We start from the raw sequence: 22,455 nt of genomic DNA on the forward strand, positions 1-22,455 counted from the left end.
TGCTGAGTCCGGCACGGCGGCGTAGGCGGCCGTGCCGGACTTAGGGGCGTCCTTTCTCCAAGCAGGGAAGGGTAGTGCGCTGCGCTTAGCCCTTCCTTTTGCGGGTCTTGCTCGCCACGTAGTGTTCGCCCCAGGACTTCATCGCTTCCAGCGTCGGAGCCAGCGTGGTTCCAAGTGCCGTCAACGTGTATTCCACCCGTGGCGGCACTTCGGCAAACACTTCACGGCTGACTATGCCGCTTGCTTCAAGCTCGCGCAGTTGCAACGTCAACGAGCGCTGCGTGACGCCGCCGATCAGCTTTTTCAGTTCGCCGAAACGCTTGGTTCCGCTTAGCAGGTAGTGAATGATCAAGGGCTTCCATTTGCCGCCCGCGATGTGGACGGTGATCTCCACCGCGCATCGGTATTGATCGAGCTTGCCTTGGGCCATAGATGCTCCGTTAGTACGCGTAAAGTCGCAATAGTATAGTTTTTATCCTTATGTATAAAAGGTGTGCCTACTTGTAAAAAAGACACTGGGTTTTGATAATGCCGGCTGACGGAAGGAGCGCCTTCCAACACGGAGAACAAATCCATGAGAGCCGCCTTTTACGAACGCCAAGGCCCCGCCGATGAGGTGCTTTGCGTTGCTGAACTACCCATTCCCCAACCCGGCCCCGGTGAAGTCCGCGTACGCGTACACGTGTCGGGGCTGAACCCCACTGACCTCAAGGCCCGCACCGGGTTCTCGTCCGCGATGCCGTACTCGCGGATCATTCCGCACCAGGACGGCGCGGGCGTCATTGATGCCGTTGGTGATTCGGAAGCGGAAAATCGGCTGGGCCAGCGGGTATGGATCTACGAGGCGCAGTACGGCAGGCCGACAGGAACCGCGGCCGAATATGTGGTGGTGCCATCCGCGCAAGCCGTGCCACTGCCCGACAACGTGTCTTTCGACGTCGGGGCATCACTGGGCATCCCGGCGTTGACGGCCCATCGCTGCCTCTTCGCCGATGGTGATATTCAGGGGAAAAATGTACTGGTGCAGGGCGGCGCGGGCGTGGTCGGCACCGCCGCCATCCTGCTGGCAAAGTGGGCGGGCGCGTGGGTCGCGGCCACCGTCATGAACGAAGCGCAGGCCGCCGTTGCGCGCGCGGCAGGGGCGGATCTGGTGCTGGACCGCCTGAACGACGATGTCGCCGCGGCAATCAAGGCACGTACCGGCAACGTGGGCGTGGACCGCGTCGTCGATGTCAACGTGAAGGCGAACCTGGATATCGATATGGCGTGCCTGGCCCCCGGGGGCATCATCAGTTCCTACGCGATGACGCATGCCACCGATACGCTCACGCTGCCGCTGTTAAGCGCAATGGTGCTTGGATGCGTGCTGCGATTCGTGTACATCTATTCGGTGCCCGTGGCGGCGAAAGCCGACGCGATCAGGGAGATCACCGCATGCTTGGCCAGCGGCAACTATGCGCCGCATATCGGGATGAGGGTGGAGCTGGAAAGGATTGCAGAAGCCCACAATGCGCTTGAATCGGCGTCGGTCATGGGCAAGGTACTTATCGCTTTGTGAGCGGCGGCTGGTGGTTGATTGAACCGCTGCACGCCGTAACACCCCTCTTGCTGCAGTGGATTGCCGTTGGCCGCGTTACTGGCGGGGTGCTTTCGACCCAAGCGGTCATCCGTGCAGACGTGGCATCAGCGCATCGACGCAGCCATATCGGGATGCCAGATGTAGAATGAGATAGATTCCCATTCATTCTTCAGCCACCCGTTGCGCCGCACATGCTCCCGCGTTCCACGCTTACATCGGACCAGCACCTTCTGGCCCGCATCTATACCGAAGACAGGCCATGGCTGCTGGGCCGCCTCTACACCCGGTTACGCAACATTGAGGATGCGGAGGACGTCGCGGGCGACACGTTCGTCCAGTTGATCCAGAACCCCATGTTGGCTTCGGCGCGCGAACCCCGCGCGCTCATCATCACGATCGCGAAGCGGCTGATCTGGAAACTGTGGCGCCGCCGGGAACTTGAAGCCGCCTGGTTCGAAAGCCTGTTGGACAAGGGCGAGCAGTTCGCCCCGTCCCCGCAGGAGCAGCTCATTATTCTGCAGACGCTGCACCAGGTGGACCAGATGCTCGATGGCCTGTCCGCCAAGGCGCGTGCGGCCTTCCTATACAGCCAGCTCGACGGCCTGACGCACAAAGAGATCGCCGTCGCGCTGGGCGTATCGGTGAGCATGGTGCGGCAGTACATCGCGCAGGCTTTGCAGCGCTGCTATGCGCTGGCGGAGGCGCCATGAGCCGCGAGCCGGCAACTACCGACACCGGCGACCGCGCGATCGGCTTCTGGCTGAAGCTGACGTCCGGCGAGGCGACGGAAGCCGACCGCAGCGCATGCGCGGCGTGGCGCGCGGCCGATCCCGCCCACGAACGTGCCTGGGCCCGGCTGCAGCAAGGGCTGAGCAATTCGGTGGGGCGGCTCGAAGCCGTAATGAAGAATGAGCATCACGCCTTGCGGCGTACGCTGGTGCGTCCCACGCGCCGTCGCATGCTGCTCAATGTCGCCGGCCTGGTGGGCGCGGCGACGACCGGAGCGTGGGTGGCGAACCGGGTCTCGCCGCTGAGCAATCTGGTGGCCGATCTGGGCACCGCCACCGGAGAGCGCCGGGAGTTCACCCTTCCGGACGGCAGCCTGTTGACGCTGGACGCGCGCAGCCGTGTAGACCTGGAGTTCACGGCACAGACGCGCAGCGTGCGTCTCCTGGAAGGTGCCCTGGTCGTCCAGCCGCGCGCGGGCCTTCCCGCATTGTTCGACGTGCATACACCGCACGGGCAGGTTCGCAGCGCAGGTGCCGGCTGCATGGTCCGGCTGGAGCCGCAGGCCAGCGTGGCGGTGGCGTTGCAAAACAGTATCGAGGTCCTCCCGCGCGAGGCCGAGCGACTAACACTGGCCTTCGGGGAAGGGGTGCGCTTTGGCAATGCCTGGGCGGACCGGCCGCAACCAATGGAAGACGCGGCATCTTGGCGCGAGGGGTGGCTCAAGGCCCGCGACCAGCCGCTGGGCGAGATTGTCGCCGCGCTGGGCCGCTACCGGACGGGCCTTCTGCGCGTGAGCCCCCGGGCCGCCGCCCTTGCGGTGTCCGGCCTGTACCCGCTGGACGATACCGACCGTGCGCTCAGCGCGCTGGAACATACCTTGCCGATCACCGTCAACCGCTACACGCGTTGGCTGACCTTGATCGACGTACGTTCGGCCTGACCGGCTTTTTCAACTTTTTTCGCATGGGGAGTGTCACTTTTCCGATCTCGCGGCACATGTCTACATATCGCTGTGCGCAACGTATCGGAGATCTTCATGCGCGTATTTCCTGTTCCCCATGTTCTATGCACCGCCGTAGTCCTGGCGGCATCCAGCCTCACCCTGCCGGCTTATGCCCAGCCGCGGGCGTCCATTGCGTTCGATCTGCCGGCTGGCAGCCTGGATGCCACCCTGACCGAGATCGCGCGGTTGAGCCGGACCGTGGTGTCCTACGACCCGCGGCTCGTGCGCGGCTTGAATGCCCCCGCCGTGCGGGGCGTCTACACCACGGACGCGGCGCTGCGTGCAGCCTTGGCGGGCAGCGGGCTCGAATCGACGCGGGCTGGGGATGGCACGTTGACCCTGCGGCGTGCGCCGGACGCCCAGACCACCACGCTCGCGCCGGTCACGGTGTCCGGCATGCTGCCGCCAGTGGACACCAGCGGCACGTACGTCGTGCAGGCGACGAACAGCGCCACGCGTCTGAACCTGTCGCCGCGCGAAACGCCACAATCGGTGACGGTGGTGACGCGCCAGCGCATGGACGACCAGTCCATGCAGAACCTGGACGATGTGCTGCAGGCGACCACCGGCATTTCGGTGGTGCAGAGCGGTTCCGAACGCTCGGTGTACCAGGCGCGTGGCCAGCAGATCGACAACCTGCAAATCGACGGCGTGCCGGTCAACATCACCAACCCGTATTCGTTCGACGCCATCAATAAGCCCACCACCGAGATCTATGACCGGGTCGAGGTGGTGCGCGGCGCCACCGGCCTTTTGGAAGGGGCGGGCAATCCGGCAGCTTCCATCAACCTGGTGCGCAAGAGGCCTGGCTACGAGACGACGGGTGTCATGACGCTGTCGGCGGGTTCGTGGGACGACTACCGCACCATGCTTGACGTGTCCTCGCCCCTGAACGACGCCAAGACGCTGCGCGGACGCGCCGTGATGGCCTACACCAACTCGGGCGACTTTCAGCAACACGCGGGCAAGGAGAACTCGCTTTTCTACGGCATCCTGGAGGCCGACATCACGCCCGCCACCACGGTAACGGCGGGCCTGACCTACCAGAAGGATCGCAACCAAGGCTACGACTGGTCCGGGTTGCCGACGCAGGCCGACGGTTCGTTCTACCCGATGTCGCGCAAGACGGCGCTGGTTGGCGACTGGAACTACGTCAACAAGCGCTACACAAACCTGTTCGCCGACATCAAGCACGAATTCGACAACGGCTGGAAGTTCACCCTGGCCGGGAACTGGCTGTCCGCCAAGTCGGATTTCCTGGGTAATTACACACAGCGCACCACCGGCGACCTCTTCACACTAAATCCGCGCCTCTTCCATTTCAACGATACGCAGTGGGGGGTGGACGCTTACGCGTCCGGTCCGTTCCAATTGCTGGGTCGTCAGCATGAGCTGGTGGTGGGCGCCTCCACGCGCAAGGACGATTTCGATTATCACGGCGGGCGCGACGCCAGCTATTCGTACCTGTTCGACATGAACGAGCTGGGCGCCTTCAATCCGCCCGAGCCGACCGGGCTGGACGTGGACATGTGGCAATACAACATCACGCAGAAGCAGCAGGGCATCTACTCCGCCGGCCGCTTCAGCCTGACCGACAGCACGACCTTCCTCGTGGGCGCGCGCATGAGCTGGTTCGAATACGACAGCTTCGCGCAGACCACCGTGCGCACGGGAAGCCGCTATGAGCAGCGCGGCAAGGTCACACCGTATGCCGGCGTGGTGCAGGACCTGAATGAAAACCTGTCGGCTTACGCCAGCTATACCGAAATTTTCAAACCGCAGGCGAACATTGGCGTCGACGGCAGCGTGCTGCCGCCGATGACGGGGCAGAACTACGAGGTCGGCCTGAAGGGCGAATTCATGGACCGCCGGGTGAACGCCGCGCTGGCGTTGTTCCAGACGGACCAGAAGGGCCGGGCCGACCAGATCGACGACATCGACTTGTGCCCGCCGGGCGTCCTTTCCTGCTTCCGTGCTGCCGAGAAGGTGCGAAACCGCGGCGTCGACTTTGAGATCAACGGCGCCATCACGCCGGCGTGGAACGTCAGCCTGGGCTACACGTACACCCAATCGAAGTACGCGCAGGGTCCGCAGGCCGGCCAGACGTTTGCGAGCACCTTTCCGCGCCACCTGCTGAAGGTGTCCACCGACTACCGCCTGCCGGACCAATGGAACAAGCTGCGCGTGGGCGGCTCGGTCTATGCGCAGAGCGGCATTTTCAACGCCAGCGCGCCGGGTGAAAACGAGTACAGGATCTCGCAGGGCGCCTACACGCTGGTCGGCCTGCACGCGGTCTACGACGTCAGCAAGAACCTGGCGGTGCAGTTCAATGTGGACAATCTCTTCGACCGGCGCTACTACCAGTCGGTGGGCAACACCAACTACTTCAATTACTTTGGCCAGCCGCGCACGTTCCAACTGGCGCTGCGCGCTACGTTCTAGCGGTCTCGGGCCGGGGCTGTGGGTCCACTGCGATTCGTCATTCATGCGCGACAGCAAGGAACGTGGCGATGCAATTTTGGTATGAAACGTGACAAAATGTGAGGAACGCGCCACCCGGCTGTACCGGTGACTCCCGCATTGATCAGGTCCTGAAATGTCCGTAATCGGCGATCCGAACCCAAACCGCTCCCCTGGTGATGCCGCGGGCGGCGCGCATTGCGAACTCGACGGCACCCTGGACCGGCTGGCGCGCCTGACCCGACGCTTGTTCAGCGTGGACATGGCACTGCTGGCGTACACCGACGCCGATGGCGCATGGCGGGCGGTGGACGGCACGCCGCCGCCCGCGGATTCCCCGCCTTGGTCCATCGAATGCCCCGTGCGCGCCGCCGATGGGCGTCTGTTGGGCGGCTTGCGGCTGCTGCACGGGCAGGCGCGCGACTTCAGCGACGAAGACCGCCAGGCCTTGCAGGAGATGGCTGGCCTGGCGGCCGCGGCCATCGAACAGCGCCAGGCGCTGATGCGCGAACGCGCCGATGAAGACAACTGGCGTGAAGAAGCCCGCAAGCTGTCGCTGGCCATCGCGGGTAGCGGCACGGGGGTCTGGGACCGCAACGTGGTGACGGGCGAGATTACCTATTCGCCGGGCTGGAAGGCCTTGCTTGGCTATGGTGAATCGGAACTCTCGACGCGCATCGAGGACGCCTATACCCGCCTGCATCCGGACGACCTGGGCTATGTGCGCGCCGCCATGCAAGACCATTTCGATGGCAAGACCGATAGCTACGAAGTCGAGCACCGCATCCGTTGCAAGGACGGCAGCTACAAATGGATCTGCAGCCGCGGCAAAGTGATCAGCCGGCATCTATGGTGTCAGACTGCAATTTCGGCGCGAAATGGCATCTATGGTGTCAGACTGCAATTTCGGCGCGAAATCGCAGTCTGACACCATTGTTCAACGAATTCCGGTTGCGTCGTCAGGCGCGCAGCATTTGGATATCATGGCCAGGCTATTTTTCCTGCGCGAGCCTGTCGCCGAGGGCTTTGCGCGTGCCGCACGCGCCGCAGGGCAATCCCCCGACCCAACATAGGAACGAAAAACGATGTCGCCTTTGCCGGTTCTCGCCCGTCTTTGTCTTGTTGGATTGCTGGCACCCAGTCTTGCGTTTGCGCTACCGCCTCCCGACCCAGAGCTGATCGCCAAATCCAAGGCCGCGGCCGAGCGGACGCGCGAGAACCGTGACAGCGGCTTGGCCGAATTTGTGCAGGAAGGCATGGCCTTGCTGGTGATTCCGACCCTGAACCTGGATGACGGCCCCAAGCGAGACTTCGACGATCGGGCAACGCGCGAGAAATTCCTGCGTCAGCAAAGCATGTTGACGCGTTGGAATCACAAGACTGATCACGGCTTGGCGATCACCGTCGGCCATGGCGCGCACAAGCTAGATATCCTGGATACGGGACCCTTGTTCCAGACCGCGCACGGCAGGATGACCTATCAGGTCATTCCCGTCTGGCCAGGCGAATACCAGCTAGACCGGATCACTTACCACGTGCCCAACACGACGATTCCGCGTATGACATGGCATCCGGACACCACGGCGTTGCTGCAGAAGATCGGCATGTCGACGATGCGGTACCGCGATGATGACGTCTTCAAGAAGACGGGCCCGTGGCCTCAGCCCAAGAACCCAACCGACGACGGCCTGGGCGAGGGCTGCCAGGTGGTGTTGCGGCTGGGCGGAGGCTGCGATGAAGCCGCCCGCGAATTCCGCTGGCAGCGCAGTGCGGAACTCGCTGTCACCGAGGGTACGGCCGAGCTGGACTCGGCGGCGGGCTTGGATGTGGATCTGACGTTTGAGCCGATCGCCTCGATCAAGTTGGAAGCGGGCGAGGTGGTGCTGACTGATGGCTTCGTCCCGATGGAAGGTCAACCGGTGCTGATCAAGCAGATGTGCGAGCCGGGAGGCGATCAGGTCAGATGCGCCATGCAATCGATCACGGTCGAGCGACTGAGCACCAGTGTGCAGGATTTCCGCCAGGCACCAAGCGCCGCGAGCTTCAACATGCCCAAGCTGAACGGTGTGCTGGACAAGCTGGTTTACCGGGCGCCGACACTGCATATGAAACCGGTGGACAAGGCATCGCCGAATGTGATGCGGGCGGAACCGAAGTAGCTATTGGCAGCGGTGTCGAATTTCATCCCACTTGAGCTTTGGTTTACTGAATTTGGCCCGTAAAAAACGGACGTGTCAGCCTGACCGATTGCACGTCCGTGTCTGTCTACGACCGCGCATCCTCAAGTATCAGGTCGGATGCCCTTTCCGCGACCATCATGACCGCAGCCTGAATGTTGCCCGATATCATGGCAGGCATGACGGAAGCGTCCACCACGCGCAAGTTCTGAAGTCCCTGCACGCGCAGGCGAGGGTCCACGACGGCTCGACTATCGTTGCCCATCCGGCATGTACCGATGGGATGATAGATGGATTGACCATTCTGCTGGGCGAAATCCAGCCATGCCTCATCGCTCAAGGTGTTCAGCCCCGGGCTCAATTCATGGTCGATGTAATGCTGCATGGCAGATTTTCCAACGATTTCGCGGGCTAGGCGCATGCCGCGCACCAGACACTCCTGATCGCTTACGGCAGACAAAAAGTTCGGACGGATGGATGGCTGGCAGTCCGGCTCGGTTGATTTGATATGGATGGATCCCGTCGATTCCGGGCGTAGTTGGGATACCCCGATCGTCATGCCGGGTTTGCGGTCCAGAATGCGCTCTGCCGCGTTGGCATAGCTGGCGTGGACAAAGAAGTACTGGCAGTCTGCTTCGGAAAGCTGTGGCTCGGTTTTTACGAAAGCGTTAACCAGACCGGTGCCAAGCGTCAGTATTCCCTTACGGGTCGCGCCGTACTGTAGAACCGCTCTTGCCAAGCGCCAGCCACGTGCCATCTCGTTGAGGGTGACGGTGTTCTTGACCCGCCAGTTCATTCGCGTTGCGTAGTGGTCTATGTAGTTCTCACCCACGCCGGGCAGGGCATGGCGCACGGGAATCCCTATCGATGCCAGCAAGTCAGGTTGCCCGATGCCCGAGAGCTCAAGCACCTGCGGAGATTGCACGGCGCCAGCGGACAGGATGACTTCTGCCTTTGCGCTTGCGCATACCTGCTGTCTACCGATCCGATAAGTCACGCCAACACATCGTTTGCCGTCCAGGTTCAGCCGGAGTACCTGAGCGTTTGTGACCACGGTTAGATTCGGGCGCGCAAGCGCCGGGCGGAGGTAGGCATCATAGGCGCTCCATCTGCGGCCCTTATGCTGCGTAACTTGATAGAAGCCCACGCCAAATTGTTGAGCGCCGTTGTAGTCTTCGTTGTAGGGAAGCCCTGCCTGCTTTGCTGCGTCGATGAACGCGCTGGCAATTGGAAACCGCTCGCGCACGCGTTCCACGTGCACAGGCCCTTCGCGTCCTCGCTGCAAACTGGATTCCGCGTAGTGTTCGACTCTGTGGAAGTAGGGGGCCACCGTGTGATAGTCCCAACCCTGCGCACCCAGCCTATGCCAAGCGTCGTAGTCACAGGGACGGCCTCGCACGTAAATCATGCCATTGATCAACGTCGACCCGCCCAGGCCCTTGCCCCGTGGAATCGCGATGATGCGTTGCTTGGTGCCGGCCTCTGCCTCGGTGCTAAAGCGCCAGTTGTAGTTCCGGTTCACCAGCAGCTTGCTGAAGCCGGCGGGAATGTTGATCCAAGGGTTGCGGGGCTTGCCGCCGGCTTCCAAGAGCAAGACGCGGAATCGGCCCGTCGCGGACAGCCGGTTTGCCAGAATGCAACCGGCCGTGCCGCCGCCAACAATGATGTAGTCGAATTGATTCATGAATCGACGCGCTCAGGCGAAAAGTTATGCGTGTGGCAAACAGGCCGCTTGGGCGCCAGATTATTTGGCGAGCTGCACATTAGCGTCTTGCAGAAGCTTGGGCCAGCGCTCGCGCTCCTTCTCGATCAGCTCATGCAATGCCTTTCCATCGCTAAGCTGAGGTTCGGCGCCCATGAATGCAAGCGCATCCAGAAAATCTTTATTCGTTTTGAGCGCGGCGATTGCTTGCTCTAGCTTTGCCACGACTGCCGGGTTCATTTTTGCGGGGCCGAAAAGCGCAAACCATGCCGTGACATCAAAGTCGCTCATGCCCTGCTCTTGAACAGTCGGAATCTGGGGCAGGGACGGGGACCGGCTCACGCTGGTCACGGCCAGCGCCGTCAGTTTTCCTGACTGGATGAATGGCAGGGATGAGGTCAAATTGTCGAAGCCAAAATCCACTTCCCCACTGAGCAGGGCGGTGATTTCAGGCGCCGCGCCTTGATACGGAACGTGTGTTGAATCCGCCCCAACCCTTGCTTTGAACAACTCGCCAGTCAGGTGAGGGCCATTGCCTACCCCGGTCGAACCAAAAAAGGTGCCCTTGGTGGTTTTCAGATGGGATATCAAGTCTTGCAGTGATTTGATGGGCGATTTTCCGGCGACGAAAATCACATTTGGAACATCGGCGAGTACGCTTATCGGGGTGATGTCCTTACGCGAATCGTAGGGAATATTCTTGTAGGAAACATAGTTCAGAGCCAGGTTCCCCGCGGTGCCGACGCCAAGCGTGTAACCATCGGGATCAGCCTTCGCGACGATGGCTGCCCCCACATTACCCCCGGCGCCCGGCTTGTTTTCTACGACGATGGACTGGCCCAAACTGGCACCGAGTTCCTTTGCCAGCCTTCTGGCAAGCAAGTCGGTCGTGCCTCCAGGCGGATACGCAACAATCAATCGAATAGGCCGTTCCGGGTATGCGGCCGCCGCGGTTGGCGGAGCCGCGGTGGCGGCCGTCAGAAGCAGCGCACACAGTCCGCGCACTAATGCTGTTGTAAACATTGTCTCTCTCCACGGAATAATTATGGTTTTGCCGGGGATTTTTTCTCCCCGGAGATCACTACTGTTGCTTGAATACGGTCCAGGCCTGAGCCTCGCGATGGTCTCCGCCGTCGTCGGCCAGTTCTACGATCACGCGTTCAATTCCAGCCTGGAACCGGAAGGGCGGCTTGTAGTTCTCGCTTAATGGGACGCCGGCAAGGCCGCAGGTCAGGCCCGATGTTGTGCTGTATGTCCACCACATCTTGGGTAGGTCAATCGCGGCGGCGCGCGCTCCATTGACGATCATTTCCATCGTTCCCGCATTGGTTCCCGTTCGGGTAAAGCGGATTTCTACAGAGGCGTCGCCGGTGGGAAGGTCCGCCTGCATCTGATGAGAGACGGATTCTGTGTACGCATATTCGTAAACCAGTTTTCCCGCCAACGCATACAGCGCGAACCCTGCAAAGCGGCTTCCCCATGAAACAATTACGCCTTCGGTATCTTGCCGCAGGTCTTTCAAGATCGAGGTAATCGAATAGCTGCGATCACTGATTTCTGGCACCAGGAACCGGTCCACCCGCGCCATGTCAGGTAGGAACTCATACCGTGAACGCTTGGAGGCAAACAGGAATTCCCGGGCCCGTTCGGACTCTCGGTCGTCGAGCGGCAGAACGCCAAACTCATCGGCTTGCTGCCACCAGCGGTCTTGCATCTCTTTTAATTTCTCAGGATGGCTTTGCGACAAGTCCTTGGTTTCGGTGAAGTCTTCATCTAGCTTGTAGAGTTCCCAACGATCTTGAGTGTCGTAATCCTCGCCTTTCTTATGGCGTACGACTGCCTTCCAGCCTTCATGCCAGATGGCGCGGTCGCCCAGCAGCTCGAAATACTGCGTCGTTTTGTTGGTGGGTGCCTGATGCGCGTCAAAGCTATATCGCATGCTTTGACCGTGGATAGGCAGTTGCTCGGTACCTTGATAAACCTTCGGCGCTTGCACACCGATGCAGTCGAGCACGGTGGGAACGATGTCGACCACATGATGAAACTGCGTGCGGACCTCACCACGTGCGCTAATGCCTGCAGGCCAATGGACGATCAGCGGGGCGCGAATCCCACCGCCATGGGTGTCTTTTTTGTACCATTTGAGCGGCGTGTTCGAAACCTGAGCCCATCCCATCGGATAGTGGCTGAACGAGTACTCGCTACCGATCGTGTCCAGCTTGCCCAAGGCGTCAGCCACGGTTTCCTGTTCGTGCGTCATATGCTTGCGCATATTGATGGCGCCGGTCGGTCCGCCTTCGGGGCTTGCGCCATTGTCCGACACGAGAACGATGAGCGTATTGTCCAATTGCCCGGTGGATTCTAGAAAGTCGACCAATCGGCCGATCTCATTGTCGGTGTGTTCAAGGAATGCGGAATAGGTTTCTTGAAGGCGGCAGCCGAGCTTGCGCATGTCTGCCGGTATGTCCTCCCAGGCATCAACACCGGGGTTGCGGCCAGCCATCGTGGCCGAGCCCGGGACGATACCCATGGCCTTCTGCCGCTTGAAGCGTTCGTCGCGAATGGCATCCCACCCCTTCTCATAGGTACCCCGATAGCCTTGGATGTACGAGTCAGGTACCTGGTGCGGCCAATGGCAGGCGCCAAAAGCGAGATACGTAAAAAAAGGCTTGGCGTCGGACGACGTGACGTGGTCGCGAATGTGGCCAATGGCACGGTCCACCAAGTCTGTCGAAAGGTGGTAATCGGGCTCAGGTTCTTTATGAAAAGGGTGATTGTCTTCGTATAGCTCCGGGTTCCATTGGTCTATCAACGCGCCATGGAAACCGTACCAACGTGAAAAACCGCGGCCCAGGGGCCAGTCGCCATGCGGGCCGGAAGCACCGTAGTCGGCCATGTTGGTCAAGTGCCACTTTCCCGAGGCATAGCAGCCGTAGGCATGGTCGCCGAGAATCTCGGGTAAGGTGGCCGCCTTCCGGGTGATTCTTCCCTGATAGGCGGGAAAGCCGTTTGCCCATTCGGAAATAATGCCCACACCCACGGAGTGCGCATTTCGGCCTGTCATCAAGCAGGCGCGAGTGGGAGAACACATTGCCGTGACATGAAAGTTGCTGTACCTCAGTCCGCCAGCTGCCAATGCGTCCATGCGCGGAGTTCTGATCTCTGATCCATAGCAACCGAGGTCGGAAAAGCCGACGTCATCAAGCACGATGAAGACGACATTGGGTGAGCCGGCCGGCGCGCTGGCTTTCTTGGGCCAATCCGGGCGGGAATCCTTGTAGGTTCTACCTATGACGCCGTTGAAGCTGTCTTCTGATGATCCTGGCATGACTTTGTCTCCGATGAGTTCTTGGCCTTGGAGACGACTATAGATTGGTGTACCTACAAAATATTGGTACAGTTGTCCGCAACAGTTGACGACACTTGACCTTGTCAGGGCAGCGGTAATCTTCATGGAAATCTTCAAACCATTGACGCGTCAGATCGCTGACCAGATTCGGCTTCAGATCGCGAGCGGCCATTTCCCGCCGGAGTCAAAACTGCCTTCGCTGCGCACTCATGCCGAAATGCAAGGGGTCGCCAAGAACACGATGGTTCAGGCGTATGAGCTATTGGTCGCGGAAGGTGTTCTGGAGCCACGGCGCGGCGCGGGCTTTTACGTGACGGGCGCGCGGGGGGCTCCGATTTCGGCCGACGGCTGGGCACCCGCGCTGGATCAGGCGCTGGCTTCGGTAGGCATTGACCGATCGCAGTTCCACGCATTGGGCGGTAGCCCCTCGATCGGCGACGGTCTACCCCCCTCGAAGTGGTTGGAGACTTGCAGGCTGGATCGGTACATGCAAAAGATCGGTCGCAGTGGCCTGGGTACGAACTTCCGCTACGGTGATCCGTTCGGCTATCTTCCTCTACGACAGAGCATCGCACGCAAACTCGACGCCTACGGGATCTCCGCGCGCACCGATCAGATCGTTCTGACACAAGGCTCGTATCAGGCGGTCGACATCATGATTCGGCGATTTGTGCGGCCAGGGGACACCGTATTGGTAGACGTCCCAGGGTTCTACCCCACGTATAACAAACTGCGATTGCAGGGCGCGAATATTGTTGGCATACCCCGTACTCCAGAGGGCCCCGATCTACCGTCGTTCCGACAGGCCATCAGCCGGTTCAAGCCCAAGCTGTTCTTTACTCAGTCCACCGCACACAATCCGACGGGCAGTGATATCACCGAGGAAGTTGCCTCGGCGTTGATGCGCTTGGCGTCGAAGGCCGGAGTGTTGGTAGTAGATGACGATGCACTTGCTGACTTCAAGCCGCCGCAGAGCCTCCGGCTTTCTCGCCTTGACCGGGAGCTCGACCATTCGGTTTATGTAGGCAGCTTTTCCAAGAGTCTATCGAGCATGGTCAGAGTGGGCTTTCTGGTGTGTTCGCCAGCACTGGCTCGTGCGCTGGTGGAGGTCAAGACCACGCTGTCGCTCAATAGCTCGCCTTATGCCGAGCGCACAGTGGACGCTGTCATTACGGAAGGACGGTTCGAACGCCATGTTGTCGATCTCCAGAACCGGGCCAGGCGCGCGACACAGGTCGCGCTGGCCGAGCTCGAGAGCCATGGGGCAAGCGTCTTCTGCTCTCCGGAATGCACCTTGTTCTTGTGGGCGAGGCTGCCGGGTGTAAACGATTCGACGGCCTTCGCCAAAAAGTTGTTGGAGCGTGGGATAACGCTTGCGCCAGGCTCGATATTCCTGCCGAATAGCAGCGGTCGATCGCCTTGGTTCCGCTTCAACGTTGGCTTCATGGAAGCTACCGATCATATGGAGCTTGTTTGGCAAGAAGTGAATCGGTGGCGCTGATTTGAGCATGAGATCAATGTGGGGCGCGCGCAGTTTGAAATCACCTGGATCAGGCCGGTGCGTCGATCGATTGCATCAAAATTTGACGATTGAGAAATATCCGCCTGGGTCGGTGTAATCTAAATTTCGTCAAAAATTCCGTCGCCTCAAGCTGCATGCTTGCCGTCGGCATGAAAGTCCGCTGTCAGACCATCAGGAAAGCCAGGAGGAATTGATTGCGAGGAAATTGCATACCAATAGCATTGACGGCGATAGGTGCCACGGCATATGCCGGTTGTGCAGTGGCTGCGGATAGCGCGGCATTGGCCAAGCAACTGAGCAACCCGGTCGCGGCCTTGATCAGCGTACCTTTCCAGTACAACTATGATCATCGCATCGGCCCCGAACGCGGTTATCGCAACACGTTGAACATTCAGCCTGTGGTGCCGATCACGCTAAACAACGACTGGAACCTGATTTCCCGGACCGTCCTGCCGGTCGTCTGGCAAAGCGACGTGGCGGGCGACTCGGGTCGTCAAAGTGGTCTGGGCGACACGGTACAGAGCTTTTTTCTTTCCCCCTCCAAGCCCACCGCGGGCGGCACGATCTGGGGGGTGGGCCCGGCCTTTCTCGTACCAACCGGTAATGATGCGCTCCTCAGTAACCGAAAGTGGGGGGCTGGCCCTACGGGTGTGGTGCTTAATCAGAGCGGCCCGTGGACCTATGGCGGCCTGGCGAACCATATCTGGTCGGTAGCGGGGCCGTCTTCTCGCGCCAGCGTGTCGTCCACTTTTCTGCAGCCGTTCCTTGCATACACCACGCAGGATGCCATCACCTACGGCGTCAATAGCGAGTCCACCTATGACTGGAAAGGCTCTGCCTGGTCGGTGCCAATCAACTTGCAGGTCTCCAAGGTGACAAAAATCGGCGACCAACCCATCAGTTTCCAGGTGGGGCTGCGCTACTGGGCTGAGTCTCCGGACAGCGGTCCTAAAGGTTGGGGAGGCCGCTTTACCGTGACACTTCTCTTTCCTAAATGAACCGGCTCTACCGGGTCGTGAAGCCTGTGGCGACATCCACAGCATGCATTCCCCGCTGTCGCTCGGGTGGCGGCTACGCGTTGAAGATTCAAAGGCAATGTTCTGAATTCATTTTGGAGAAGTGACAGATGGCAAAGCTACGGGTTCTGATTGTCGCAATCGCCGCGTTGACGGGCAGCGCCGTACAGGCCGCTCCGTCTATGTTGCAGAGTCCACCACCCAAGTCGGTTGCCGAGGTTCCAAAAATACCCTCTGGAACAGTCATAACCAAAGAGACGGCCGATGTCATCGCGCGCGACACCTACCTATGGGGCTGGGCGATCGTCAATGCGTTTCACCGGCGCGCGTCGTTCGCAAACGCGCCCGAACCGGGGCTGCAAGGCGGGATACTCCCTGTCGCGCCCACCGGTTATGTTTCGATGTTGAGTCATTACATCGCGCCCGAACAGCGCTGGGTGGCGCATCCGAACCAGGACGTTGTCTATGGTTTCGGATATGCCGCCGTTGACAAGGAACCCGTTGTCTTGCAGGTGCCTGACTTCGGCAATCGCTTTTGGGTGTATGCCTTGTACGACGCCCGCAGCGATGAATTCTCCCAGATCGGAAAGCAGTACGGCACCAAGCCAGGTAGCTATCTGGTGGTCGGTCCTAAATGGAAGGGCTCCGTACCCAAAGGCATTACCGGCGTCGTTCATGCGCCCACGGATCTTGTTGCGATGGGCCCACGGATCTTTCTGGATGACAGCGATGCCGATCGCGCGGCCATCCAGAAGGTGCTGAATCAGGTCGTCATCTATCCATTGAGCAAATACGACGGCAAAAAGAAAACGACGGATTGGAGCAAGGCCCCGCACTTCCCGGCGCCGAGTTCCGCCGATCCGAATTCGAAATCAGAGACCTCGTGGGTCAACCCCGAGACATTCTTCGACGAACTGCCAGCCATTCTTGACCAGGTACCCCCACTGCCTGGCGAGGAAAGCCGCTATGCCATCATGCGCGCCTTGCTCGATGCCGCGAACAAGGATGCCGAGATCATGAAGGCGATCAAACTCGCCGCGGCTGAAACGGAAAAGAATGTCATCGGTCCGTTGTTTAACTTTCGCACTAACGGAATCACGCTCGACGGCGGGTGGAATACGCCCAGAAATGGTGCTGCGTTCGGCTATGACTACATCACGCGCACGGCAACCGCCAAGTCGAATATGTACGTGAACAAGCCCACCGAGACGCGCTACTTTTTCATCGAAGTCGACGGGGATGGACAGCGCTTAAGCGGCGACCATCGCTATACGCTGACCTTTCCGAAGGGCAAGACACCGCCGGTGAATGGCTTCTGGTCTTTGACCATGTACGGCCCGCAGCATTTCTTCGCGCCGAACGATCTGAAGCGCTATTCGGTGGGCACCAAGAACGTCAAGAACATGGCTTACAACGGCGACGGCTCCTTGACGGTCTATGTGCAGAACGACTCTCCAGGCAAGGACAAAGAGGCCAACTGGCTTCCCGCCCCGAAAGGCGAGTTCGAGATGACTATACGCACCTACTGGCCAAAGCCGGAAGTGAACGCCGGAGGCTGGACGCCGCCCGCGGTCATGCGGGCGAAGTAAGGCACTTATTTCGTGTTGAGCGCGCTCTCGATTTAGGGCGGCTTCCGTTGCCGGGGAGCGCCTGCTCGCCGCAAAAAAAAACGCGTGGCGGCTCGCACCCTTCAGGCTGTCTCCCTTGCGTGCCCAATTTTCCATTGCATCCTGGAAGCAGGGATGCTCGTTTATCGAGCAGGCTGAGACGCTTCACTGCCATGCGTCGCATCGCCCGTTGCCAGGTCGAAACCCTCGTCTGAGCAAGCGGTGATCCCGCCTGGCATCACGTCACCGGCCGCCCCAACTGGGCCGCTCTGGCTGATTCGTCATTCATGCGCGACAGCAAGGAACGTGGCGATGCCATTTTGGTATGAAATGTGACAGAATGTGAGGAACGCGCCACCCGGCTGTACCGGTGAATCCCGCATTGATCAGGTCCTGAAATGTCCGTAATCGGCGATCCGAACCCAAACCGCTCCCCTGGCGATGCCGAGGGTGGCGCGCATTGCGAACTCGACGGCACCCTGGACCGGCTGGCGCGCCTGACCCGACGCTTGTTTAGTGTGGACATGGCAGTGCTGGCGTGCACGGACGCCGATGGCGCATGGCGGGCGGTGGATGGCACGCCGCCGCCCGCGGATCCCCCGCCGTGGTCTTTCGAATGCTCCGTGCGCGCCGCCGATGGGCGTCTGTTGGGCGGCTTGCAACTGCTGCACGGGCAGGCGCGCGATTTCAGCGACGAAGACTGCCAGGTTTTACAGGAGCTGGCTGACCTGGCGGCCGCGGCCATCGAACAGCGCCAGGCGCTGATGCGCGAACGCGCCGATGAAGACAACTGGCGTGAAGAAGCCCGCAAGCTGTCGCTGGCCATCGCGGGTAGCGGCACGGGGGTCTGGGACCGCAACGTGGTGACGGGCGAGATCACTTATTCGCCGGGCTGGAAGGCCTTGCTTGGCTATGGTGAATCGGAACTCTCGACGCGCATCGAGGACGCCTATACCCGCCTGCATCCGGACGACCTGGGCTATGTGCGCGCCGCCATGCAAGACCATTTCGATGGCAAGACCGATAGCTACGAAGTCGAGCACCGCATCCGTTGCAAGGACGGCAGCTACAAATGGATCTGCAGCCGCGGCAAAGTGATCAGCCGGGACGCAACGGGCAGGGCTTTGCGGATGATGGGCACGACCACCGACATCAGCGCAATGCGCGCCATGTCTGAGCGGCTCAAGCGCACGGCGGACCTTGTCGTCAACCTCACCGATGCCGTGCCCGGCCTGGTCTTTCAGTGTCGGGCGGTGCCCGAGGGCGGCTCGTGGTTCTCGTATGTCAGCGCAGGCATCCGGGACATGTTCGAGCTCAGCGCCGACGACGTGCTCGCAAGTACCACCGCTATCGAACAGCGCATCCACCCCGAGGACCTGCCCGCCTACCGTTCATCGCTGCAAGCGGCGGCCGCCGCGCTCAAGCCGTGGCACCTGGAGTTCCGAGTCTGCCTGCCGTTGCAGGGCGTACGGTGGCGGCAGGGAGATGCCAGCCCGCGCCGCGACGTCGACAATGGCGTGGTGTGGCACGGGTTCGTCACCGACATCACCGACCGCAAGCGCGCTGAATTCGAATTGCGCGAGCTTGCTGCGACGGACGCGCTGACGACCTTGCCCAACCGCCGCCATTTCATGTCGCGCATCGCCGCGGAGCTTACGCGGATCAAAGGCCACGGCGGTCTGGGGTCGGCGGTGCTGATGTGCGATCTGGACCACTTCAAGCACATCAACGACACCTGGGGCCATGCCATCGGCGATGGCGTGTTGCAGCATTTTGCGATTCTGCTGCGAGCCCAGTTGCGCGATACCGACCTGGTGGGGCGCATCGGCGGCGAAGAGTTCGCCGTTGTTTTGCCCGATACCGATATCGAAAGCGCGCACCTGTTCGCGCGCAACGTGCAGCGCCAGATCGCGGATACGCCGTATTCATCGGGCGGGCGGGACATACCGCTGACGGTCAGCATTGGCATTTCCTCGCTGCATACGAAGGACGACGACGCGGAGCTGGCGCTCAGCCGCAGCGACCGCGCGCTCTATTACGCCAAGCAACGAGGGCGCAACCGGATCGAATCCGTGTTTTTCCGATAGACCGACCCGCTTCTTGGGCGGCCCCGCCAGCGTGGGTTGGTCTGTGGATGGCAGCGGCCAGAAGTGCCAACGTCGGCAGTGACCGGGGCAAGGTCAGCGCCGAAATTACCTCATGGCCGTTCGGAAGCCGCCTGGAATGGCCGATCGAATGCGCAACACTCTCTGGCCATCCGGACGACGTCGGTCACTAAAGTACTGGTTCGATCTGCACGCTGAACGGCAACATAGGACACGTCGGGTACGTTCGGTGTCACATGCAATACCTGAAGCAGACCCGCGCGAATCATGGGCCTCAGGCAGCGCTTTGGTAGATGACTTACGCCCAGACCTGACACCGTCATGCCGATGATGGCCACCAGGTTATTGCTGGTGATGCGTTCAACAGGCGCCAACCCAGCCGCTTTGAACCACTCGTCGTAAAGAATGCCTGTGGCGGATAAATTCGCCTGAGTAAGCAGGCGCTGCTCAGCAATGTCGTGAACTCGCAGCTTTGCATTTCCGTCCAGAAGCCCCGGCTTGCACATCCAGGCGTTTTGCACCGTACCGATGCGGGTCTTCAGCAGGCGTGTGTCCTCGAAAAGGTCGGGCACGACGATAAGGTCCAGCCGTTCGCTCAGCAGCTTCTCACGTAGCCGGAAACTGTCGTCGACATCGGGCTCGAAATGCGCTTTGGGGTAGCGACTCTGCACCGCATTAACCAACCTCGGTAGCCAAGTCATGGCGGGCAATTCGGTCATGCCGATCCGCAGTCGGCGCTCAACGACTTCCGGGCGTTCGAACTGTTCAAGTGCCTCGTCTCGCTGGCGCAGGAACCGCTTGGCGATCAGGAACATCTCTTCCCCTTTCTCGGTCAGGCGGGCGCTTCTTTGCGAGCGGTCAAATAACTGCGTCGCGACAACGTCCTCGAGCTCCTGCACCCGCTTGGACACCGCAGATTGCGTCGTGGCCAACTTGTCCGCAGCGTGCGCGAAGCCACCCAGCTGAACGACCCAGAAGAACGCTTCGAGTTGCTTGAAGGTCATGGTAAGTCCTGATTAGGTAAACCCGTGTATTCCAATATGCGATGTTTTTCAATCGATAAATATCGCTTTTTCTTATGTTTCGGCGATCTTACCATCCGTTTTAGTAGCAGCTCTTATGCGACTTTTCACGGCTTCAGGGAGATCTCAAGTGACCGAACGCAAACCTATCGAAGATGCCAGCGCTTGGACTGCAGTCCAAGTCAATAGCGACCATAGTTGGATCTACCGCTTCACTGCAGACCAGATTGCCGAACTCAATGCGGCGCTGGAGAAAGTGAAGCACATGCCGATCACCGACATCACCAAGGACGACTTTCCACTCGACAAAACGTTGGTGATGCTCAACAAGGTAGCTGCGCAAGTTGAAGATGGCATCGGCATGGCCGTGCTGCGTGGCCTACCTGTTCTCAACTATTCCAAAGACGACGCGTCGCGGATTTATTGGGGCATTGGGCGGCATTTAGGGCAGCCAGTTACGCAGAATTCGCGTGCTCATTTGCTTGGCCACGTGAAGGACGAGGGCGTGAAGTATGGGCACAAGACACGGGGCTACAACACCAGCGCTAAGCTCAACTTCCATTCAGACAACTGCGATGTAGTCGGTCTGTTGTGTCTGCGTGTGGCGCGTTCGGGCGGCTTAAGCCGCATTACGAGCACCACCGCGATTCATAACGAAATACTCAAACGCAGACCAGAACTGCTCGAGCCGCTGTACGCTGGATTTTTCTATGACCTGAAGGGTGAGCATCTTCCCGGTCGTACGCCGCTATCCGATCATCGCATCCCAGTGTTTAGTTTGTGCAATGGCAAGCTTAGTTGCCGCTACCTGCGAAATGCGATTGAGCCGGCATTCGAGAAAAGTGGTGTCCCCGCGACACCCGAGCAGATTGAAGCGATGAATCTGTTTGACGAACTCGCAGGCAGCAATGAATTGTGCTTCGAGATGGAGATGGAGCCGGGCGACATGCAGTTATTGAACAACCATGTCACGGTGCATTCGCGCACAGCCTTTGAAGACTACGAAGACGAGGACAAGAAGCGCCACCTGTTGCGCTTGTGGCTGCGTACGGATAAGCGTCCGCTTGCCCCTGAGTTTGCCGAGCGCTTCGGCCCTGGCACGGCGCGCATGGGGGTCCCTGCGCCCGAGGCTTTTGGCCTTCCGCCCCGTCCGCCACTTGAGCACGGCCTGCCAGAAATGGCGCACTGATTGATCAACACCTCTCTGTCGAACACGCCATGAAAATCATCTTGAAGATCGCTGCGCTCACCTGCTTTTTGTTGGCGGGCCCCGCACACGCCGCCTTTCCCGAGCGTCCCATAACAATGGTGGTGCCGTACGCCCCTGGCGGGGCTGCCGATGTGGTGGCCCGTCAGTTGGCGGTGCGTATGGGAACTAATTTAGGTACCACTGTGATTGTCGAAAATCGGCCTGGCGCAAGTGGCGTCATCGGCAAATCAGCTGTGGCCAGGGCGCATGCCGACGGCTACACCCTGCTGTACGACGCAACGCCTTCTTCGATCAATCCAGCGCTGATCAAGAATCTTCCTTTCTCAGACAAGGATTTTCAGCCGCTATCGCTGGTGACGTTGATGCCCAACGTCATTGTCGTCAACAGCAACTCTCCGATTAAAGATCAGGCTGATCTGATCAAACGCGCCCGCGCTCAACCGGGCAAGTTGACATTTGCGTCTGGCGGTAGCGGTACCGTGCAGCGCATGGCCGCCGAACTATATCGCCAAGGCTTGGGGCTGGACATGCTGCATGTGCCTTATAAGAGCGGAAGTCCAGCTATCGCGGACACGATGGGTGGGCAGGTCGACTTTATGTTCAGCAATGTGGCGGCCTGTTATCCGCTGATCGCCTCAGGCAAGTTGCGCGCGCTGGCCATATCGGCGCCGGAACGCTCGCCGTTGTTGCCCGATGCGCCATCGATTTCACAGACGTCGTTGCCGGGCTTTGAAGCGTACGAATGGGCTGGGCTGCTCCTGCCGGCGGGCACACCGGAGCCGGTCGTCAGTCGACTGCATAAGGCGGTGGTTGAATCGCTTCAAGAAGAAGAAATGAAGAAGCGATTTGCCGAGATGGGTGCGCAGCCCGTGGGCAACACGCCAGCCGAGTTTTCGGCCTTTCTGCAGAAGGAAGCTTCCAAGTGGGCAGAGACTGTCCGGAAGGGCAATATCAAACTCGAATGACCCGCGATG

The 22,455-nt window shown here is 60.1% G+C and carries 17 protein-coding genes; 12 read left to right on the plus strand and 5 right to left on the minus strand.

Features of this window, described 5'->3' with window-relative positions; all coding sequences use genetic code 11:
• Positions 1-85 precede the first annotated feature (85 nt).
• Positions 86-430 (minus strand): winged helix-turn-helix transcriptional regulator, encoded by a 345-nt coding sequence (locus P8T11_RS02255; RefSeq protein ID WP_259248722.1) that lies wholly within the window; start codon positions 428-430, stop codon positions 86-88.
• 144 nt (positions 431-574) lie between these two features.
• Here P8T11_RS02255 and P8T11_RS02260 point away from each other — a divergent pair, with 144 nt between their 5' ends.
• From P8T11_RS02260 to P8T11_RS02285, 6 genes are all read left to right on the plus strand, one after another.
• Positions 575-1,558, plus strand: a complete 984-nt coding sequence (locus P8T11_RS02260; RefSeq protein WP_268078532.1) for an NADPH:quinone reductase — start codon at positions 575-577, stop codon at positions 1,556-1,558.
• A 212-nt stretch (positions 1,559-1,770) separates the two neighbouring features.
• Complete coding sequence (locus P8T11_RS02265; protein WP_268078531.1) at positions 1,771-2,289, plus strand: sigma-70 family RNA polymerase sigma factor; 519 nt, start codon at positions 1,771-1,773, stop codon at positions 2,287-2,289.
• On the plus strand, positions 2,286-3,248 hold the full coding sequence (locus tag P8T11_RS02270) for a FecR domain-containing protein (RefSeq protein WP_268078530.1): 963 nt from the start codon (positions 2,286-2,288) through the stop codon (positions 3,246-3,248). Before P8T11_RS02265 ends, P8T11_RS02270 begins: the two co-directional genes overlap by 4 nt.
• A 96-nt stretch (positions 3,249-3,344) precedes the next feature.
• On the plus strand, positions 3,345-5,753 hold the full coding sequence (locus tag P8T11_RS02275; protein WP_268078529.1) for a TonB-dependent siderophore receptor: 2,409 nt from the start codon (positions 3,345-3,347) through the stop codon (positions 5,751-5,753).
• A 154-nt stretch (positions 5,754-5,907) separates the two neighbouring features.
• Positions 5,908-6,699, plus strand: a complete 792-nt coding sequence (locus tag P8T11_RS02280; protein ID WP_326494500.1) for a PAS domain-containing protein — start codon at positions 5,908-5,910, stop codon at positions 6,697-6,699.
• A 157-nt stretch (positions 6,700-6,856) separates the two neighbouring features.
• The gene (locus P8T11_RS02285) at positions 6,857-7,930 is read left to right on the plus strand and encodes a hypothetical protein (protein ID WP_268078528.1); all 1,074 of its coding nucleotides are present in this window, start codon (positions 6,857-6,859) and stop codon (positions 7,928-7,930) included.
• A gap of 106 nt (positions 7,931-8,036) precedes the next feature.
• Here P8T11_RS02285 and P8T11_RS02290 read toward each other — a convergent pair whose 3' ends face one another.
• Genes P8T11_RS02290 through P8T11_RS02300 form a run of 3 tightly spaced genes read right to left on the minus strand, consistent with a single transcriptional unit; the run spans position 8,037 to position 13,104 of the window.
• Complete coding sequence (locus tag P8T11_RS02290; RefSeq protein ID WP_268078527.1) at positions 8,037-9,632, minus strand: GMC family oxidoreductase; 1,596 nt, start codon at positions 9,630-9,632, stop codon at positions 8,037-8,039.
• A gap of 60 nt (positions 9,633-9,692) precedes the next feature.
• Positions 9,693-10,673 carry a Bug family tripartite tricarboxylate transporter substrate binding protein gene (locus P8T11_RS02295; protein WP_268078526.1) on the minus strand — a complete coding sequence of 327 codons (981 nt, stop codon included), beginning with the start codon at positions 10,671-10,673 and terminating at the stop codon, positions 9,693-9,695.
• 58 nt (positions 10,674-10,731) lie between these two features.
• Positions 10,732-13,104, minus strand: a complete 2,373-nt coding sequence (locus P8T11_RS02300) for an arylsulfatase (protein WP_268078525.1) — start codon at positions 13,102-13,104, stop codon at positions 10,732-10,734.
• Here P8T11_RS02300 and P8T11_RS02305 point away from each other — a divergent pair.
• The 4 genes from P8T11_RS02305 (at position 13,103) to P8T11_RS02320 (ending at position 19,231) form a co-directional block, all read left to right on the plus strand.
• Positions 13,103-14,500 (plus strand): PLP-dependent aminotransferase family protein, encoded by a 1,398-nt coding sequence (locus P8T11_RS02305; protein ID WP_268078524.1) that lies wholly within the window; start codon positions 13,103-13,105, stop codon positions 14,498-14,500. The two genes, P8T11_RS02300 and P8T11_RS02305, sit on opposite strands and share 2 nt — an antisense overlap.
• Positions 14,501-14,802: 302 nt before the next feature.
• A complete protein-coding gene (locus P8T11_RS02310) occupies positions 14,803-15,519 on the plus strand; it encodes a transporter (RefSeq protein WP_268078523.1) in 717 nt (238 codons plus the stop codon).
• Between the two features lie 128 nt (positions 15,520-15,647).
• The gene (locus P8T11_RS02315; protein ID WP_268078522.1) at positions 15,648-17,126 is read left to right on the plus strand and encodes a DUF1254 domain-containing protein; all 1,479 of its coding nucleotides are present in this window, start codon (positions 15,648-15,650) and stop codon (positions 17,124-17,126) included.
• Positions 17,127-17,542: 416 nt separating this feature from the next.
• Positions 17,543-19,231, plus strand: a complete 1,689-nt coding sequence (locus P8T11_RS02320) for a sensor domain-containing diguanylate cyclase (RefSeq protein ID WP_268078521.1) — start codon at positions 17,543-17,545, stop codon at positions 19,229-19,231.
• A gap of 110 nt (positions 19,232-19,341) precedes the next feature.
• Here P8T11_RS02320 and P8T11_RS02325 read toward each other — a convergent pair whose 3' ends face one another.
• Positions 19,342-20,253, minus strand: coding sequence for a LysR family transcriptional regulator (locus tag P8T11_RS02325; protein WP_268078520.1), 912 nt, complete (start codon positions 20,251-20,253; stop codon positions 19,342-19,344).
• A gap of 148 nt (positions 20,254-20,401) precedes the next feature.
• On the opposite strand from P8T11_RS02325, the gene P8T11_RS02330 reads away from it, so the two are divergent.
• Positions 20,402-21,460 carry a TauD/TfdA family dioxygenase gene (locus tag P8T11_RS02330; RefSeq protein ID WP_268078519.1) on the plus strand — a complete coding sequence of 353 codons (1,059 nt, stop codon included), beginning with the start codon at positions 20,402-20,404 and terminating at the stop codon, positions 21,458-21,460.
• 29 nt (positions 21,461-21,489) lie between these two features.
• Positions 21,490-22,446, plus strand: coding sequence for a Bug family tripartite tricarboxylate transporter substrate binding protein (locus tag P8T11_RS02335; protein ID WP_268078518.1), 957 nt, complete (start codon positions 21,490-21,492; stop codon positions 22,444-22,446).
• Positions 22,447-22,455: the final 9 nt, after the last annotated feature.

This window comes from Achromobacter spanius (genome assembly GCF_029637605.1).
In the GTDB taxonomy this organism is placed as follows: domain Bacteria; phylum Pseudomonadota; class Gammaproteobacteria; order Burkholderiales; family Burkholderiaceae_B; genus Achromobacter; species Achromobacter spanius_E.

Bases quoted from the DNA above. Each gene is read 5' to 3' on its own strand.
- P8T11_RS02335 (WP_268078518.1), top strand. From the start codon at position 21,490: ATGAAAATCATCTTGAAGATCGCTGCGCTCACCTGCTTTTTGTTGGCG.
- P8T11_RS02255 (WP_259248722.1), bottom strand. From the start codon at position 430: ATGGCCCAAGGCAAGCTCGATCAATACCGATGCGCGGTGGAGATCACC.
- P8T11_RS02315 (WP_268078522.1), top strand. From the start codon at position 15,648: ATGGCAAAGCTACGGGTTCTGATTGTCGCAATCGCCGCGTTGACGGGC.
- P8T11_RS02320 (WP_268078521.1), top strand. From the start codon at position 17,543: ATGTCCGTAATCGGCGATCCGAACCCAAACCGCTCCCCTGGCGATGCC.
- P8T11_RS02275 (WP_268078529.1), top strand. From the start codon at position 3,345: ATGCGCGTATTTCCTGTTCCCCATGTTCTATGCACCGCCGTAGTCCTG.
- P8T11_RS02290 (WP_268078527.1), bottom strand. From the start codon at position 9,632: ATGAATCAATTCGACTACATCATTGTTGGCGGCGGCACGGCCGGTTGC.
- P8T11_RS02265 (WP_268078531.1), top strand. From the start codon at position 1,771: ATGCTCCCGCGTTCCACGCTTACATCGGACCAGCACCTTCTGGCCCGC.
- P8T11_RS02295 (WP_268078526.1), bottom strand. From the start codon at position 10,673: ATGTTTACAACAGCATTAGTGCGCGGACTGTGTGCGCTGCTTCTGACG.
- P8T11_RS02325 (WP_268078520.1), bottom strand. From the start codon at position 20,253: ATGACCTTCAAGCAACTCGAAGCGTTCTTCTGGGTCGTTCAGCTGGGT.
- P8T11_RS02285 (WP_268078528.1), top strand. From the start codon at position 6,857: ATGTCGCCTTTGCCGGTTCTCGCCCGTCTTTGTCTTGTTGGATTGCTG.
- P8T11_RS02300 (WP_268078525.1), bottom strand. From the start codon at position 13,104: ATGAAGATTACCGCTGCCCTGACAAGGTCAAGTGTCGTCAACTGTTGC.
- P8T11_RS02305 (WP_268078524.1), top strand. From the start codon at position 13,103: ATGGAAATCTTCAAACCATTGACGCGTCAGATCGCTGACCAGATTCGG.
- P8T11_RS02280 (WP_326494500.1), top strand. From the start codon at position 5,908: ATGTCCGTAATCGGCGATCCGAACCCAAACCGCTCCCCTGGTGATGCC.
- P8T11_RS02260 (WP_268078532.1), top strand. From the start codon at position 575: ATGAGAGCCGCCTTTTACGAACGCCAAGGCCCCGCCGATGAGGTGCTT.
- P8T11_RS02270 (WP_268078530.1), top strand. From the start codon at position 2,286: ATGAGCCGCGAGCCGGCAACTACCGACACCGGCGACCGCGCGATCGGC.